The organism is Streptomyces sp. NPDC051051 (assembly GCF_040682975.1).
GTDB lineage: Bacteria > Actinomycetota > Actinomycetes > Streptomycetales > Streptomycetaceae > Streptomyces.
Map to the genome: position 1 here is coordinate 107424 of NZ_JBFBCB010000017.1, position 16433 is coordinate 123856.

Annotated in this window: 14 protein-coding genes and 1 tRNA gene; 9 read left to right on the plus strand and 6 right to left on the minus strand. The window is 71.8% G+C overall.

Annotation, left to right across the window (positions count from 1 at the left end):
- The first annotated feature begins 192 nt into the window (after positions 1–192).
- Positions 193–921 carry a VWA domain-containing protein gene (locus AB0N31_RS15590; RefSeq protein WP_366058898.1) on the plus strand — a complete coding sequence of 243 codons (729 nt, stop codon included), beginning with the start codon at positions 193–195 and terminating at the stop codon, positions 919–921.
- A 40-nt stretch (positions 922–961) separates the two neighbouring features.
- On the opposite strand, the gene AB0N31_RS15595 is transcribed toward AB0N31_RS15590, so the two are convergent.
- Positions 962–1858, minus strand: coding sequence for a hypothetical protein (locus AB0N31_RS15595; protein WP_366058899.1), 897 nt, complete (start codon positions 1856–1858; stop codon positions 962–964).
- 155 nt (positions 1859–2013) lie between these two features.
- Between AB0N31_RS15595 and AB0N31_RS15600 the strand changes: the two genes are divergently transcribed.
- From AB0N31_RS15600 to AB0N31_RS15620, 5 genes are all read left to right on the plus strand, one after another.
- Positions 2014–2349 (plus strand): chorismate mutase, encoded by a 336-nt coding sequence (locus AB0N31_RS15600; protein WP_366058900.1) that lies wholly within the window; start codon positions 2014–2016, stop codon positions 2347–2349.
- A gap of 150 nt (positions 2350–2499) precedes the next feature.
- Positions 2500–3033 (plus strand): response regulator, encoded by a 534-nt coding sequence (locus AB0N31_RS15605; RefSeq protein WP_366058901.1) that lies wholly within the window; start codon positions 2500–2502, stop codon positions 3031–3033.
- Positions 3034–3192: 159 nt separating this feature from the next.
- The gene (gene pepN, locus AB0N31_RS15610) at positions 3193–5685 is read left to right on the plus strand and encodes an aminopeptidase N (RefSeq protein WP_366058902.1); all 2493 of its coding nucleotides are present in this window, start codon (positions 3193–3195) and stop codon (positions 5683–5685) included.
- 188 nt (positions 5686–5873) lie between these two features.
- Entirely contained in the window at positions 5874–7232 is a 1359-nt protein-coding gene (locus AB0N31_RS15615; RefSeq protein ID WP_366058903.1) for an aminotransferase class V-fold PLP-dependent enzyme, read from the plus strand.
- Entirely contained in the window at positions 7229–8647 is a 1419-nt protein-coding gene (locus AB0N31_RS15620; protein ID WP_366058904.1) for a SidA/IucD/PvdA family monooxygenase, read from the plus strand. Before AB0N31_RS15615 ends, AB0N31_RS15620 begins: the two co-directional genes overlap by 4 nt.
- Before the next feature lie 81 nt (positions 8648–8728).
- Here AB0N31_RS15620 and AB0N31_RS15625 read toward each other — a convergent pair whose 3' ends face one another.
- Entirely contained in the window at positions 8729–10534 is a 1806-nt protein-coding gene (locus AB0N31_RS15625) for a 5'-nucleotidase C-terminal domain-containing protein (protein ID WP_366058905.1), read from the minus strand.
- Between the two features lie 193 nt (positions 10535–10727).
- On the opposite strand from AB0N31_RS15625, the gene AB0N31_RS15630 reads away from it, so the two are divergent.
- A complete protein-coding gene (locus AB0N31_RS15630; RefSeq protein ID WP_366058906.1) occupies positions 10728–11420 on the plus strand; it encodes an SIMPL domain-containing protein in 693 nt (230 codons plus the stop codon).
- Between the two features lie 155 nt (positions 11421–11575).
- Positions 11576–13012, plus strand: a complete 1437-nt coding sequence (gene pyk / locus AB0N31_RS15635; protein WP_366058907.1) for a pyruvate kinase — start codon at positions 11576–11578, stop codon at positions 13010–13012.
- A gap of 21 nt (positions 13013–13033) precedes the next feature.
- Here pyk and AB0N31_RS15640 read toward each other — a convergent pair whose 3' ends face one another.
- Both AB0N31_RS15640 and AB0N31_RS15645 read right to left on the minus strand, forming a co-directional pair.
- Positions 13034–13699, minus strand: coding sequence for a helix-turn-helix domain-containing protein (locus tag AB0N31_RS15640; RefSeq protein ID WP_366058919.1), 666 nt, complete (start codon positions 13697–13699; stop codon positions 13034–13036).
- Between the two features lie 203 nt (positions 13700–13902).
- A tRNA-Leu gene (locus AB0N31_RS15645) sits at positions 13903–13986 on the minus strand.
- A 99-nt stretch (positions 13987–14085) separates the two neighbouring features.
- On the opposite strand from AB0N31_RS15645, the gene AB0N31_RS15650 reads away from it, so the two are divergent.
- Positions 14086–14742, plus strand: a complete 657-nt coding sequence (locus tag AB0N31_RS15650) for a response regulator (RefSeq protein ID WP_086771301.1) — start codon at positions 14086–14088, stop codon at positions 14740–14742.
- An 81-nt stretch (positions 14743–14823) separates the two neighbouring features.
- Here the strand turns inward: AB0N31_RS15650 and AB0N31_RS15655 are convergent, their stop codons facing one another.
- Together AB0N31_RS15655 and AB0N31_RS15660 are read right to left on the minus strand one after the other, a co-directional pair.
- On the minus strand, positions 14824–15540 hold the full coding sequence (locus AB0N31_RS15655; RefSeq protein WP_366058908.1) for an ABC transporter ATP-binding protein: 717 nt from the start codon (positions 15538–15540) through the stop codon (positions 14824–14826).
- Positions 15537–16433, minus strand: coding sequence for an ABC transporter ATP-binding protein (locus AB0N31_RS15660; RefSeq protein WP_366058909.1), 897 nt, complete (start codon positions 16431–16433; stop codon positions 15537–15539). Before AB0N31_RS15660 ends, AB0N31_RS15655 begins: the two co-directional genes overlap by 4 nt.

Sequence of the window (16433 nt, forward strand, 5' to 3'; positions counted from 1 at the left end):
ACGGACCGCCCGGCGGATCGCCCCACGCTCCGCCTGACGGTCCGTCACCAAGCGTCCCGTACAAAGGCGTACGGGCGGGATGCCCGGGGGCACTGCCCCCGGACACCCCCCGAGACGGCGTCTGCCCCACTGTCCCCGACCGGACGACCGGGCAGGCGCCGCCGCACGTCCCGGTGTGGGAGGGTGTCGCCCATGGTCGCGATCAGTCTCAGCAAGGTCCAGGAGACGGCGCCCGCGCTGGTCAGCCTGTACAAGAGCGCCGGGGTGTCCCTCGCGAAGCACGGCCTGGACGGGCAGCGGGCCGCCGTCTACCTGGTCGTGGACTACTCGGGGTCGATGAAGCCGTACTACCGGGACGGCAGCGTGCAGGCGCTCGCCGACCGGGTGCTGGGGCTCTCGGCGCACCTCGACGACGACGGGCGGGTGCCGGTGGTGTTCTTCTCCACCGATGTGGACGCCGTCACCGACATCGCGCTCGCCGACCACCGGGGGCGGGTGGAGCGGATCGCGGCCGGTCTCGGGCACATGGGCAGGACCAGCTACCACCTGGCGATGGACGCCGTCATCGACCACTACCTCGACAGCGGCTCGCGCGAGCCCGCCCTCGTCGTCTTCCAGACCGACGGCGGGCCGATCGACAAGCTCGCCGCCGAGCGCTATCTGTGCAAGGCCTCCACGCTGCCGCTGTTCTGGCAGTTCATCGGCTTCGGGGACGAGGACAGCAAGCAGTTCGACTTCCTGCGCAGGCTCGACGAGCTGCCCGTGCCGGGAAAGCGGGTCGTCGACAACGCCGGCTTCTTCCACGCGGGCGCCGATCCGCGCAGGGTCTCGGACGCGGACCTGTACGACCGTCTGGTCGGCGAGTTCCCCCGGTGGCTGACGGCGGCGCGGGCGCGGGGGATCGTGGGCCCCGGCCGCTGAGCCGCACGGCGTCCGGGACGCCCACGGCCGGGCGGACGCCTCAGGTGTCGCACTCCAGCACCGTCCGGCACAACCCGCACCGCGCCCGCACCCGCCCCCGCACCGGCACCCTGATCCGCTGCAGACAGGTGGGGCACGGGAACGTCACCCGCAGCGGCCCCCGCCCGTCCGGCACGAAGGCGTACGGAGCGGTCGACGAGGCGGCCGGCGCCGGGGTGTCCTGCGCGTGCCGTCGGTCACGCGCGTAGCGCCGCCGCCCCGCCCACCCCGCGGCCGTCAACGGCGGCTGCCGTCCGTCGAGACGGGCCCGCTCCCGCCCCTCGACGTACGCCGTGTACGCCTGCGCACTGGTGAACCACGTCGACGGGTCCTCGCCGAAGACCAGCGCCCGCTTGGCCAGCACGTACCCGAACTCCTCCGGCGTCAGGTACCCCAGCTTCTGCGAGGAGACCGCGTCCTCCCGGTAGGCGTCGAGCAGCAGCCACCCCGCCCCCAGATAGGCGGTGGCCGTGTCCGTGAGGATCTCGTTGTCACGCGTGCCGGGGAACGCCAGGTCCACGCGGTGCAGGAAGACGTGCATGATCTCGTGCGCCAGGGCCGCGCCGATGTCCCGCCGGTGGGTGCGGAACCGGTCGTTCAGCTCGATGAAGTACTCGGGCCCCGCCGTCAGTTCGACGTTGGCGGCGTGCTGCATCTCCCGGAAGCCGACGATCACCCGGGCGTCCGGCAGGCGGAAGTGCCGCACCAGCTCCCGCGCCACCCGCTGCGCCCCGAGATGCAGGTCGTCGGTGTCGCAGAACGCGACGTCCGCGGGGGCCACGCTGACGGGGAACTGGTGGACGGTGTCGTACGACAGCCGCCGGTACAGCGCGGTGACGGCGTCCCGCACCGTGTCCAGGTGGGGATAACCGTGCTCGACCGGTCCGCCGTTCGCCACGCCCGTACCCCCAAGACGCCGTGCACCCGTTTCCACTGTACGAGCAACCGCCGGAAGCGACCCCGGCGGGAAGGTGACGACGGGGCCCGGGGCCCCGGCGGACGGTGATCCCGCGGCCGCCGGCCCCGGATCGCGACGCACTAGGGTGAACGCCCATGACCACCAGCAACACCGGAACCGGTGACGTCGACCCCGCCGTCCACGAGGAACTCGCCCGGCTGCGCGACAGCATCGACAACATCGACGCGGCCGTCATCCACATGCTCGCCGAGCGCTTCAAGGCCACCCAGCAGGTCGGCCACCTCAAGGCCCGCCACCAGCTGCCGGCCGCCGACCCGGCCCGCGAGGCCCGCCAGATCGCCCGCCTGCGCACCCTCGCCGAGAGCGCCAAGCTCGACCCGGCGTTCGCCGAGAAACTTCTCAACTTCATCATCGCCGAGGTGATCCGCCACCACGAGCGCATCGCCGAGGACGCCGTCAACGGCGCCTGACCTCCACGGACGGCCCCGCGCGCGGCGGATCCGAACCCGGCGCGGCCGGCACCGCGCGCGCCCCGGCGGGCACCGGGCGTCAGCCGACGGACACTGCGCGTCAGGGTTCGGGCATAAGCTGGTGGTCCCATCGCGGGAGGGACGTCGGTCATGCCGCCGGATGCCAGGATCCTGATCGTGGACGACCACCAGGACACGTTGTACGCGCTGGAGAACGTCCTGGCGCCGCTGGGCCACCGGATAACCCGCGCCACCAGCGGCGACGAGGCGCTCAAGCAGGTGCTGCGGGGCCGGGTCGGCCTCCTCGTGCTCGACGTGCGGATGCCCGGCGTCAGCGGCCTGGACGTGGTCCGCTACCTGCGGCGCCTCGAACAGACCCAGCACATCCCCGTCATCCTCCTCACCGGCTTCGGCCCCGACCAGGAACTGACCGCCACCGCCTTCGGCCTCGGCGTGGCCGACCTGGTCATGAAACCGGTCGACCCGCTGGCCCTGCGCACCAAGGTCCGCTACCTCTACGACGCCCACCAGCGCTACGTCGCCCTCCAGGAGGAGACGCGCGCGCTGCGGGCCCGGGTGGAGGGCCTGGGCGCCGGGACCCCGGAGGCCCCGGACACACGGGTGCCGCCCCAGCGCGACACCGAGGCCCGTCCGACGGGCCCGCGGACCCCTACGGCCACGTAGGCCAGGCCCGGCGCCGCAGGCGCCGCCCGGCGGACGCGGGCCCGGCCCCGCGCCGTCGGCACCGGAATCCCGCCCTCCCGGCGCGCGCGGACGGGGGACAAACGGCGCGTACCGATCCGCCCCTGTGCCCGGCCTGCGGCATCGGGCAGCATGGCCTGCATGTCCGTACTGACGCGCGACGAAGCGCAGACCCGTGCCCAGCACCTCGACGTCCACCGCTACACCATCGAACTGGACCTGACCACCGGCGACGAGACCTTCGAGTCACGCACCGTGATCCGGTTCACCGCGCGCACGGGCGCCGACAGCTTCGTCGAGCTGAAGCCGGCCGAGCTGCGCTCCGCCGTCCTCGACGGCGAGACCCTCGACCCGCAGACCCTGGACGGCAACCGGCTGCCCCTGAAGAACCTCGCCGCCGGCGAACACGAACTGCGGATCACCGCGAGCATGCGCTACTCCCGCACCGGCGAGGGCATGCACCGCTTCACCGACCCCGCCGACGGCGAGACCTACGTCTACACGCAGATGTTCATGGACGACGTCCAGCGCGTCTTCGCCGCCTTCGACCAGCCCGACCTCAAGGCCGTCTTCGACCTGTCGGTCAAGGCCCCCGCGGGCTGGACCGTCCTCGCCAACGGCGTCACCGAGCACCTCGGCGAGGGCCGCTGGCGGGCCGCCACCACCCCGCCGATCTCCACCTACCTCGTCGCCGTCGCCGCCGGCCCCTGGCACTCCGTGCGCACCGAACACCGCGACCTGCCCTTCGGCATCCACTGCCGCCGCTCCCTCGCGCCCCACCTCGACGCCGACGCCGACGAGATCCTCGACGTCACCCGCGCCTGCTTCGACCGCTACCACGAGAAGTTCGCCGAGCCCTACCCCTTCGACTCCTACGACCAGGCCTTCGTCCCCGAGTTCAACGCCGGCGCCATGGAGAACCCCGGCCTCGTCACCTTCCGCGACGAATTCGTCTACCGCTCCGCCGTCACCGACACCGAGCGCCAGACCCGCGCCATGGTCATCGCGCACGAGATGGCCCACATGTGGTTCGGCGACCTCGTCACCCTCAAGTGGTGGGACGACATCTGGCTGAACGAGTCCTTCGCCGAGTACATGGGCTACCAGACCACCGCCGAGGCCACCCGCTTCACCGACACCTGGACCGAGTTCGGCGTCGTCCGCAAGGCCTGGGGCTACGACGCCGACCAGCGCCCCTCCACCCACCCCGTCGCCCCCGAGGACGTCGCCGACACCGCCTCCGCACTCCTCAACTTCGACGGCATCTCCTACGCCAAGGGCGCCTCCGCCCTGCGCCAGCTGGTGACCTGGCTCGGCGAGAAGGACTTCCTGGCCGGCATCAACACCCACTTCGCGCGGCACAAGTTCGCCAACGCGACCCTCGCCGACTTCATCGACTCCCTCGCCTCCGCCACTCAGCGCGACGTCCACGCCTGGGCCGACGCCTGGCTGCGCACCACCGGCGTCGACACCCTCACCCCGACCGTCACCACCGAGGCCGGCACCTGCGCCCTCACCGTCGAGCACACCGGCAGCCGCCCGCACCGCATCGCCGTCGGCCTGTACGACCACGACCTCTCCGACGACGAGGGCCGCCTCACCCTGCGCGAACGCGTCGACATCGACATCCCGCAGAGCGCGCCGCAGCCCATCGGCAAGCCCCCCGCGCTGCTCCTGCTCAACGACGGCGACCTCACCTACACCAAGGTCCGCTTCGACGCCGCGTCCGCCGAGTCCGTCGGCACGAGCCTGTCCCGGCTGCCCGACCCGCTGACCCGCGCCGTCGTCTGGAACGCCCTGCGCGACGCGGTCCGCGACGGCGAACTCGCCCCCGGCGCCTACCTGGAGACCGCCCGCGTCCACCTCCCGCGCGAGACCGACCTGGCCCTCGCCCAGGGTGTCCTCGCCTTCGCGTCCACCCAGATCGCCGACCGCCACCTCACCCCCGAGGAGCGCCCCGCGGCCCTGGCGACCCTGTCCTCGCTGTGCCGCGACCTCATCCGCCGCACCGAGGACGGCGACCACCCAGGCCTGCGCCTGATCGCCGTACGCCACTTCATCGACGTCGCCGCCCACCCGGAGACCATCGCCGCCTGGCTCGCCGAGGGCACGGTCCCCGGCGGACCCGAACTCGACCCCGACCTGCGCTGGCGGGTCCTCGCCCGGCTCGCCGTCCTCGGCGCCGCCGACGAGGCCGCCATCGCCGCCGAACAGGAACGCGACCCGTCCGCCAACGGCCGCGAAGGCGCCGCCCGGTGCCGCGCCGCCCTGCCCGACGAGGAGGCCAAGCGCGCGGCCTGGGCCGCGATGTTCGACGGCGACGACCTGTCCAACTACCTCTTCACCGCCACCGCCCAGGGCTTCTGGCAGCCCGAACAGGCCGACCTCGTACGGCAGTACGTGCCGCGCTTCTACGACGACGCGGTCGCCGTGGCGGCCCGCCGCGGCCCCGCCATCGCGGACGCCGTCGGCCGCTGGGCGTTCCCCGCGCACGCCGTCGACGCCGAGAACCTGGCCCTGGGCGAGGCCTGCCTGCGCGAGGCGGACCCGACCCCGTCCCTGCGCCGCAAGCTGGCGGACCAGCTGGACGACCTGCGACGCGCCCTGCGGGTCAGGGAGGGCACGACGGCGTAACCCCGCCAGGGCGGTTGCGGGACGACACGTTCGCACCGGAGCGGGCGGGGGCCGGGGGCGGCGGCTCCCGGCCCCCCGCCCGCACGGTATCCCGCGGAGCCTCCCACTTTCGGGTCCAAAAACCCGTACAGCCAGGGCACGTCGTCGCAACCACCGACAAACTGGGACTCCCCGCCCCGGAGGAGCCCATGCGCACGCCGCCCCTCGCCTCAGGCCCCGAAGGACCGGCCGCGCTGCGGCCGTTGCTCGCCACCGTCCTCGACGCGCTGGACGCCGGCGCCCGCGCCCGCGGCGGGCCCCTGCCCGCGGGCGGCCCCGTCGCGGTCGCCGCCCGGGTGCGCGCGGCGGTCGGCGAGGTCCTCCCGCAGCGGGGCGACCCGGCCGCCCTGCACACCCTGGTCCGCGTCCTGGCCGAGGGCTCCGCCGACCCCGCCCACCCGCTGTGCGCCGCGCACCTGCACTGCCCGCCCCTCGCCGTCGCGGCCGCCGCCGACCTCGCCGCCTCCGTCCTCAACCCCTCCCTGGACTCCTGGGACCAGGCCCCGGCCGCCTCGGAGCTGGAGGCGCTCGTCACCCGCGCGCTCGCGGCCGAGGCGGGCCTGGCCGACGCCCTCGTCACCACCGGCGGCACCGAGTCCAACCACCTCGCCCTGCTCCTGGCCCGCGAGCGGCTCGGCGCCGGCCTCCGCCTCGTGTGCGGCGCCAACGCCCACCACTCGCTGCCCCGCGCCGCCTGGCTCCTCGGCCTGCCCGAGCCGGTCGTCGTCCCCGCCCCGGCCGGCACCCTCGACCCCGTCGCCCTCGACGAGGCCCTCACCCGCCTGCCCGGCCCGCTGCTCGTCGCGGCCACCGCCGGCACCACCGACGCCGGGCTCATCGACCCCCTCCCGGACATCGCCGCCCGCTGCTCCGCGCACGGCGCCCGCCTGCACATCGACGCCGCCTACGGGGGCGGCCTGCTGTTCAGCGACCGCCACCGCGCCCGGCTCACCGGCCTCGACGCCGCCGACACCCTCACCCTCGACCTGCACAAACTCGGCTGGCAGCCGGCCGCCGCCGGACTCCTCGCCGTCCGCGACACCGACGACCTCACCGCCCTGAACCAGCGCGCCGACTACCTCAACGCCGACGACGACACCGAGGCCGGCCTCCCCGACCTCCTCGGCCGCTCGCTGCGCACCACCCGCCGCCCCGACATCCTCAAGACCGCCGTCACCCTCGCGACCCTCGGCCGCACCGGCCTCGGCGCCCTCGTCGACGAGGTCTGCGCCCGCGCCCAGGACCTCGCCGCCCTGGTCGCCGCCGACCCCGCCCTCGAGCTGTACGACACCCCCACCCTCAGCACCGTCCTCTTCCGCCCGGCCGCCGCCGACGACGAGACCGTGGCCCGGACCCGGCGGCGGCTGCTCACCGAGGGCCGCGTCGTCCTCGGCCGGGCCCGCCTCGACGGCCGGCTCTGGCTCAAGACCACCCTCCTCAACCCCCGCACCCGGCCCGACGACCTGGCCGCCCTCCTGGAACTGGTGGAAGGAAACACCCCCGCATGAACACCCCCGCCCACCCGGACCCCGACAGCCTCCGCGACCTCGTCGGCATCGGCATCGGCCCCGCCAACCTCTCCCTCGCCGCCCTCGCCCGGCCCCTCGCCGAACTCGACGCCGTCTTCTACGAACAGCGCCCCACCTTCGCCTGGCACCCCGGTCTCCTCATCGACGGCGCCCGCGTCCAGGTGCCCTTCCTCGCCGACCTCGTCACCCTCGCCGACCCCACCAGCCCCTGGACCTTCCTCAACTACCTGAAGACCCGCGAGCGCCTCTTCCCCTTCTACTTCGCCGAGCGCTTCCACATCCACCGCGCCGAGTACGACGCCTACTGCCGCTGGGTCGCCGACAGCCTCCCCGCACTGCACTTCGGCCACCGGGTCGACGCCGTCCGCTGGAACCCCGAACGCGACCTGTTCGAGGTCGACTTCACCCGGCTCGGCCCCGACGGCGAAGCCGAGGCCGCCGACCGCACCCACACCAGGAACGTTGTCGTCGGCATCGGCACCGAGCCCCACGTCCCCGACGTCCTGCGCCCTCTCACCGACGCCCCCGGCGTCCCCGTCCTGCACGCCGACGACTACCTCGACCACCGGGCCGAACTCCTCGCCGCCGGCCACGTCACCGTCGTCGGCTCCGGACAGTCCGGCGCGGAGGTCTTCCTCGACCTCCTGCGCCACCGTCCCACGGGCCGCGAACGCCTGCACTGGATCGGCCGCACCGAGGCCTTCGCCCCCATGGAGTACTCCAAGCTCGGCCTCGAACACTTCACCCCCGACCACACCCGCTACTTCCACGCCCTGCCCGAACCGGCCCGCGACCGCCTCGTCGAGGCCCAGTGGCAACTCCACAAGGGCATCGACGCCGACACCCTCGCCGCCATCCACGAGGAGCTGTACCGCCGCACCCTCCACGGCGGCTGGCCCGACGCCGTCCTCACCCCCGGCGTCCGCGTCCGCACCGCCGGCCGCATCGCCACCACCCGGATCGAACTGCACCTCGAACACGTCCGGCAGGGCACCCGCAGCCGGCTCACCACCGACGCCGTCGTCCTCGCCACCGGTCACCGCGAACGCCCCCTGGACACCGTCCTCGCCGGACTCGACGCCCACCTCCGCCGCGACAGCGCCGGACGCCCCCGCATCGACGAGCACTTCCGCCTCGTCCTCGACCCGTCCGTGACCGGCTCCGGCTGCCACGTCTACGCGCAGAACGCCGAACGCCACACCCACGGCGTCGGCGCCCCCGACCTCGGCCTCGCCGCCTGGCGCAGCGCCACCGTCCTGAACACCCTCACCGGCAAGGAGACCTACCCCCTCCCGCGCCGCACCGCCTTCACCACCTTCGGCCTCGACCCCCGGCCCACCGTCCCGTCGGTCCGGCAGCCGTCCACCCTCACCCCCCTCCTCGAAGACCGGTGACCCGCCGGCCACGACGAAGGGACGGCGGGAGCCCGGCCCCCACCGTCCCTCACGCGCCGCCGGCCGCCGGCCGCCCGCCGGCTAGAAGACGGGCGTACCGTCGCGCGTCAGCTTCCAGTCCACCGACGCGAAGTCCCTCGGGTCCAGCACGCCCTTCGCCGTCACCCACTCCGCGATCCGCGTCCGGATCTCCGTCGACTCCGCCCACAGCTCCTGCGCCGACGCCACGTGCGGGAACGCACCGCCGCCGTTGGCCCGGTAGTTGTTCACCGCCAGCACGAACTGCCGGGCATCGTCCAGCGCCGCCCCGCCGTACGTCAGGTTCCTGATCCGCGACCCGGCCGGCTGCGCGACGTCGATGTCGTACGACAGCCCCGACACGTAGTCGTAGTTGTAGTCCGGACGGCCGCCGGCGTTCGTCAGCTTCGCCACGTCCACGGCCGCGTCCGCCGCCGTCTGCACGAAGTACTCCGCCGAGTACTCCAGGTACGCCCGCACCTGGGCGCCCGTCATCAGCTTCGCGACCAGCGTGTTGTCGTACACGTACAGGCTCGACAGGTCCCGGATCGTCACCTCGCCGGCCGGGATCTCCGAGGTCCGCGAGAACGGCGACGCCTGCGCGATCACCGGCAGGGACGCGTACGGCGTGCCCGCCAGGGCCGCCTTCACCACGTCCTCCTGGACCTTGGTGATCAGGTCGATGATCGGGGCGTCCTTGTAGCGCGCCTCGACCGTGGTCAGGGTGTCCGTCGCCGTGCCGACGACCTGGTTGACGTACTCGACGACCTTGGCGTGCTCGTCCGACAGCAGCTTGGTGATCCTCGGGTCGTCGGCGACCGTGTTGGAGTTCAGCACCGACGCCGCCACCGACTCCACGCTCCAGCGGCCCCGGGCGAAGACCAGCTCGATGTCGAACAGCGACAGCCGCTCCGCGTAGGCCAGCGGCTCCGACAGTACGACCGCCTTCCCGGTCTCGTCGTTGACGACCTTCAGCTCCGGGATCTCCACGTGCGCGTGCCCCACCAGGATCGCGTCGATCCCCGGCACCCGCTGCGCCACCAGCGCCGCCGAGTTCTCCACGTACGGCAACTGGTCACCGTACGACGACGTGCCCGAGGAACCCGAGTGCGCCGACACCACGACGACGTCCGCACCCATCGACCGCAGCTTCGGCACCCACTTCGCCGCCTGCTCCTCCAGACCCGGGAAGGTCAGCTTCCCCTGCACGTACGCCTTGTCCCAGATCGCGATGCCCGGGTTGGTCAGGCCCAGCACCGCCACCTTCACCGGCGGCGCGCCCTTCACGCGGAACGTCTTCATGAAGTAGGGCGGGAACGCCGGCTTCAGCGTCTTCGCGTCCAGCGCGTTCGCCCCGAGCAGCGGGAAGTCGCACTGCTCCTCGAACTTGCGGAGCGTCTCGATGCCGTAGTTGAACTCGTGGTTGCCGAGTGCCACCGCGTCGTACCCGATCGCGTTCATCGCCTGCGCCATCGGGTGCACCGGACCGCCCTTGGCGGTGATCGGGTCCACCTTGGCGTAGTAGTACGTCAGCGGCGTGCCCTGGATCGTGTCGCCCGCGTCCAGGAGCAGCGTGTTCTCCCGGCCCCTCTCCTTGCGGATCTTGTTCACCAGGGTCGAGATGCGCGCCAGGCCCTGCGCGTTGCCCTTGGCGTCCGAGTACTCCGCGTCCTTGAAGTAGTCCCAGTTGAAGACGTGCCCGTGCAGGTCCGTCGTGCCCAGCACGGTCAGCGCGTACCGCTTGGCGGGCCTGGCCGGCTTCCCGGTCGCCGCCGCCTGCGCCGCCGGTGCCCCGACCGTGCTCGCGATCGCCACCCCCGCCCCGGTCACGGCGGACTTCTTCAGGAACTTCCGGCGGTTCAACGGCATGCTGTGCTCCTCGGGCGACGACCAATGACGCGCGTAGACAGATGCGCGTGGACGAGGGACGCGCGCAGCCGAACGCGCGTAGATTCTGACCCGGCCATGGCAAACGACAACAGACCCCGCAGGTTTCGATCTGATGACCGCAACCACCCGGGAGCCGTCCCATAACCAGGTAAGGCCTGCCAGAGTGGGGCGTATGGCCACGCCCGCCGCCCACGGCACCCCCGACGCCCCCCTCCTCCTCGTCCGCGGCGAGACCACCCTCGAAGCCGACCCCGAGATCGCCCGCCTCGGCATCACCGTCACCGCCCGCGGCCGGGACCGCCGCACCACCCTCGACGACCTCACCCGCCGCAACGCCCAGGTCCTGGACCTGGTCAGGTCCTACGGCGACGCCGTCGCCGAGGTGTCGACCGGCGCCGTGTCCGTCGCCCCCGAACTCGCCCCGCACGGCCGCGGCGAACGCGTCCGCGGCCACCACGGCCACGTCCACGTCACCGCCGCGCTGACCGACTTCACCGCCCTCGGCGACCTCGCCACCCGCCTCGCCGGCCTCGACCTCACCCGGGTCGACGGCCCCTGGTGGGAACTGCGCCCGGACTCGCCGGTCCACCGCGAGGCCCGCCGGCAGGCGGTGCGGGACGCCGTACGGCGCGCGACCGAGTACGCCGAGGCGCTGGGCACCTCCGTGGCCGCCCTGATCGAGCTGGCCGACCTCGGCGGCGAAGCGACGGGCGGACGTCCGCAGGGCACCCTCGAGCGCCGGGCGCTCCGCAGGGCCGCCTCCCCGGAGGACGCGGCGCCCGAGCCGCTCGACCTCGAACCGGAGCGGATGCGGGTGCGGGCCGAGGTGAGGGCGCAATTCACCATGGTCCCTCCGCACCTGTGAATTCATCCGTTCGAGGAATCCGGGCGCCCGTGCGGATGCTCGTCGGAGCGGCCGGGTGCACAATGCGGCCCTCGTCAACAGCCCTTCACGCAAAGGTTGTTGAGCGGCCATGTCCAGCGAATTCGCTACCGCCGGGTAAGACTTAGGCTCGACTCATGCGCCGAGCGAAAATCGTCTGCACCCTGGGCCCCGCCACCGACTCCTACGACCGGATCAAATCCCTGGTCGAAGCCGGGATGGACGTCGCCCGCTTCAACCTCAGCCACGGCGACCACGCCGAGCACGAGGAGCGCTACCGCCACGTCCGCAAGGCCTCCGACGAGACCGGCCGCAGCGTCGGCGCCCTCGCCGACCTCCAGGGCCCCAAGATCCGCCTCGGCCACTTCACGGAAGGCCCCGTCCTCCTCGAACGCGGCGACGCCTTCACCGTCACCGTCGAGGAGGGCGTGGCGGGCGACCGCCACATCTGCGGGACCACGTACGCCGGCCTCGCCGAGGACGTGTCGGCCGGCGAGCGCATCCTCGTGGACGACGGCAAGGTGTGCCTGGAGGTCACCGAGGTCGACGGCCCGCGCGTCCACACCCGCGTCGTCGAGGGCGGCGTCGTCTCCGACCACAAGGGCCTCAACCTGCCCGGAGTCGCGGTCTCCGTCCCCGCCCTGTCCAAGAAGGACGAAGAAGACCTGCGCTGGGCCCTGCGCACCGGCCTCGACGTCATCGCCCTCTCCTTCGTCCGCAGCGGCCGGGACATCCTGGACGTCCACCGCATCATGGACGAGGAGGGCCGCCGGCTGCCCGTCATCGCCAAGGTCGAGAAGCCGCAGGCCGTCGAGAACGTCGACGACATCGTCGCCGCCTTCGACGGGATCATGGTGGCGCGCGGCGACCTCGGCGTCGAGATGCCCCTGGAGCAGGTCCCGATCGTCCAGAAGCGCGCCGTCAAGCTGGCCCGGCGGAACGCCAAGCCGGTGATCGTCGCCACCCAGATGCTGGACTCGATGATCGAGAACTCCCGCCCCACCCGCGCGGAGGCCTCCGACGTCGCCAACGCCGTGATCGACGGCACGGACGCCGTGATGCTCTCCGGCGAGACCAGCGTCGGCAAGTATGCGGTGCAGACCGTCCGCACCATGGCGAAGATCCTCGAAGCCGCCGAGGAGGACATCCTCGCGGCCGGCCTCCCGCCCCTCACCGAACGGAACAAGCCCCGCACCCAGGGCGGCGCCGTCGCCAGGGCCGCCGCGGAGATCGGCGACTTCCTGGACGCGAAGTTCCTCGTCGCCTTCACCCAGTCCGGCGACACCGCCCGCCGCCTGTCCCGCTACCGCTCCCCGATCCCCCTCCTCGCCTTCACCCCGGAACCGGCCACCCGCTCCCAGCTGAACCTGACGTGGGGCGTCGAAACCTTCCTCGTCCCGCCCGTCGGCTCCACGGACGCGATGGTCGACCAGGTGGACGAGCTGCTGCTGCGCCACGGCCGCTGCGAGAAGGGCGACGTGGTGGTGATCACGGCGGGTTCGCCGCCGGGGGTGTCCGGCTCGACGAACCTGGTCCGCGTCCACCACGTCGGGGAGGACGACAGGCCCGCGTAGGTGGGGGCTGGCCGGGTCCGGTCAGTACTTGGGGCCCACGTGGGTGTCGAGCAGGGCGACGGAGGCTTTGCGGGCGACGGAGATGTTGAACGGATCGCTGCCGCGAGCGAGAGTGGTCCACTCGACGCCGACCTTGTCGAGGGTGTCAGCGAAGAGTTTCCGGATGTCGTCCGACTTGTTGGCGAAGAAGTAACGAGGATATTCGTAGCGCTTGATCTTGCCGCCGACGGTTTTCTCGGTCCAGTTGGTGATGCGACATCCGTCGGAGTGGATGAGGCCGCGGATGAACTCCCAAGGGTGCGCATCGACGATGGCCTGCTGCCAGGGGGCGAGAGTGATGTGACGCTCGTGCTTCTTGCCCGGGCCGTGCTGGGGGAAGAGGCAGTGCAGGTGCTTCGAGTAGACCTTCGCGTTGCGGCAGCCCGTCCTGCGAACCCGGCAGACGGAGTTGTCGGGGAAGACCGCACGCATGGCCTGCTCGCATTCATCCATGAGGCCGGGCCATGATTCGGCGCAGGTGATCATGAGGTTGGGTACGCGGTGCTCTGAGTAGTGGCTGATGTGGCCGTCGCCGAGATAGAGCCCCAAGAGGTAGCTGTATGCCGTCTCGTCCAGCTCCCGACCGTCGCACCGGGGGCACCTTGGGTCATGCGAGCCAGGACACTCGCCGCGTTTCGCGCGGTCCAGGTGCTTCCACTACCCGATTGTGCCCAGAGGGATGTTGAGCTGACGAGCCACGTCAGCGTTCCGGGTGCCGTTGCGCAGCAGTGTGACGGCCGTCTGCCGAACCTCGACGCTGTGGAAGTTCATGTGAATACGGTGCGTGTCCCACCGTCACCGTGCGCAGCAAAAAACGGAAGATCACGCGAACGTGATCTTCCGCTTATCGGTGCCGGGTATGGGATTCGAACCCACATGTCCTTTCGGACAGAGGTGTTTGAGACCTCCGCGTCAGCCAGTTGCGCCAACCCGGCTAGCCAACCCGAGAGGAGTGTACCGGGTGACCGTGCCGAGCCGCAGCTAGGTAGGCTCTAGGGGAGCAGCACCTGCCCGGCCCGTAACAAGGAGCCCCCGTGACCGCCCCCGAGTCGCCCCAGCCCGTAGACGCGCCCGACGACGACAAGTCGCACGTGCCTCCGCTGACGACCCGTGTCGTCATCGCCGAGGACGAGGCGCTGATCCGCCTCGACCTCAAAGAGATGCTGGAGGAGGAGGGCTACACCGTCGTCGGCGAGGCCGGTGACGGCGAGCAGGCCGTCGAGCTGGCCCGTGAGCACAAGCCCGACCTGGTCATCCTCGACGTGAAGATGCCGAAGCTGGACGGCATCTCCGCCGCGGAGAAGATCGCCGAGGAGCGCATCGCGCCGGTGCTGATGCTGACCGCGTTCTCGCAGCGCGACCTCGTCGAGCGGGCGCGGGACGCCGGTGCGATGGCGTATCTGGTGAAGCCGTTCAGCAAGAGCGACGTCGTCCCGGCGATCGAGATGGCCGTCTCCCGGTTCACGGAGCTGCGCGAGCTGGAGAACGAGGTCGCGGACCTCACTCTGCGCCTGGAGACCCGCAAGCTGGTCGACCGGGCGAAGTCGATCCTGCAGACGGAGTACGGGCTGACCGAGCCGGCCGCGTTCCGCTGGATCCAGAAGACGTCGATGGACCGGCGGATGTCGATGCAGCAGGTGGCGGAGGCCGTCATCCAGGACGCCGACGAGAAGAAGGCGTCCAAGGGCTGAGGCGTCGCCGCCGCACGGACGAAGAGGCCCGCGCCCCCGGATCGAACCGGGGGCGCGGGCCTCTTCGTGTGCGGGGTCGGCTCAGTCCTCGCCGAGGTACGCCTTGCGGACGGACTCGTCGTGCAGGAGGTCCCGGCCCGTGCCCGAGAGCACGATCTTGCCGATCTCCATGACGTGGCCGTGGTCGGCGAGCGAGAGCGCCGCCTGGGCATTCTGCTCGATGAGCAGGATGGTCATGCCCTGGGACTTCAGTTCCGCGATGGTCGCCATGATCTTCTGCATCATGATCGGGGACAGGCCCATCGACGGTTCGTCCAGCATGAGCAGCTTCGGCTGGGACATGAGGGCGCGGCCCATGGCGAGCATCTGCTGCTCTCCGCCGGAGAGGGTGCCCGCGGCCTGCTTGCGGCGCTCTCCCAGGATGGGGAAGAGGTCGTAGGCGCGCTGGATGTCCTTCTCGATGCCCGCTTTGTCGTTGCGCAGGAACGCGCCGAGGCGGAGGTTGTCCTCGATCGTCATGCGGGGGAAGATGTGCCGGCCCTCGGGGGAGTGGGCCAGTCCCAGCGAGACGATGTCGTGGGCGGGGATCTTCTTCAGCGACTTGCCGTTGAACCTGATCTGGCCGCCGACCGGCTTGAGCAGCCCGGACAGGGTGCGCAGCGTGGTGGTCTTGCCGGCGCCGTTGGTGCCGATGAGGGTGACGACCTCGCCGGCCTCGACCTTGAACGAGATGCCCTTGACGGCCTCGATCTTGCCGTAGGCGACCCGGAGGTCCTCGACTTCGAGCAGTGCGGTCATCGGTCGTTCTCCTTGCCGGGCGCGGCGTCCGTCGTGGTCTCGGCCTGTGCTTCGGCGGCCTCGACTTCGGCGATCTCCTCGGCGCCGGGTGCGTCCTCGTAGGGCTCGCCGAGGTAGGCGGCGACGACGCGGTCGTCGCCCTGCACGGTGGCGCTGTCGCCCTCGACGAGCTTCTCGCCCTGGACGAGGACGGCGACGCGGTCGCAGAGGTTGAAGATGAAGCGCATGTCGTGCTCGATGACGAGGACGGCGATGCCCTGGTCGCGGATGGCGAAGACCAGTTCCTCGGTGGCCCGCGTCTCCTGGGGGTTCATGCCGGCCGTGGGCTCGTCGAGCAGCAGCAGGCCGGGCTCGCTGGCCAGGGCCCGGGCGATCTCCAGCTTGCGCTGTTCGCCGTAGGGCAGGTTCCGTGCGAGGTGGTCGGCCTTCTTCTCCAGGCCCACGAACTCGAGCAGTTCCATGGCGCGTGCGCGGGAGGTGGCCTCCGCCTTGTGGAAGCCGGGGAGGCGCAGGACGGCGGACCAGAAGCCTTCCTTGGTGCGGGTGTGGCGGCCGACGAGCACGTTCTCCAGGACCGTCATGTTGGCGAACAGACGGATGTTCTGGAAGGTGCGGGCGATGCCGGCGGCCGTGACCTTGAAGGACTTGGGCGGCAGGACGGTGCCCTTGTAGCGGACTTCGCCCTCGGTGGGGATGTAGAGGCCGGTGAGGCAGTTGAAGAAGGTGGTCTTGCCGGCGCCGTTGGGGCCGATGAGACCGACGATCTCCCCGGCGTTGACGTGCAGGTCGACGTCGCGGACGGCGGTGAGGCCGCCGAAGCGCATGGTGACGCCGCGGGCGTCGAGGACCCTTTCGCCGGTGGGGGCGACCGTGGTGGTGGTGTCGGTGGTCAT

Bases quoted from the DNA above. Each gene is read 5' to 3' on its own strand.
- pepN (WP_366058902.1), top strand. From the start codon at position 3,193: ATGTCCGTACTGACGCGCGACGAAGCGCAGACCCGTGCCCAGCACCTC.
- AB0N31_RS15600 (WP_366058900.1), top strand. From the start codon at position 2,014: ATGACCACCAGCAACACCGGAACCGGTGACGTCGACCCCGCCGTCCAC.
- pyk (WP_366058907.1), top strand. From the start codon at position 11,576: ATGCGCCGAGCGAAAATCGTCTGCACCCTGGGCCCCGCCACCGACTCC.
- AB0N31_RS15620 (WP_366058904.1), top strand. From the start codon at position 7,229: ATGAACACCCCCGCCCACCCGGACCCCGACAGCCTCCGCGACCTCGTC.
- AB0N31_RS15655 (WP_366058908.1), bottom strand. From the start codon at position 15,540: ATGACCGCACTGCTCGAAGTCGAGGACCTCCGGGTCGCCTACGGCAAG.
- AB0N31_RS15660 (WP_366058909.1), bottom strand. From the start codon at position 16,433: ATGACCACCGACACCACCACCACGGTCGCCCCCACCGGCGAAAGGGTC.
- AB0N31_RS15615 (WP_366058903.1), top strand. From the start codon at position 5,874: ATGCGCACGCCGCCCCTCGCCTCAGGCCCCGAAGGACCGGCCGCGCTG.
- AB0N31_RS15625 (WP_366058905.1), bottom strand. From the start codon at position 10,534: ATGCCGTTGAACCGCCGGAAGTTCCTGAAGAAGTCCGCCGTGACCGGG.
- AB0N31_RS15630 (WP_366058906.1), top strand. From the start codon at position 10,728: ATGGCCACGCCCGCCGCCCACGGCACCCCCGACGCCCCCCTCCTCCTC.
- AB0N31_RS15605 (WP_366058901.1), top strand. From the start codon at position 2,500: ATGCCGCCGGATGCCAGGATCCTGATCGTGGACGACCACCAGGACACG.
- AB0N31_RS15590 (WP_366058898.1), top strand. From the start codon at position 193: ATGGTCGCGATCAGTCTCAGCAAGGTCCAGGAGACGGCGCCCGCGCTG.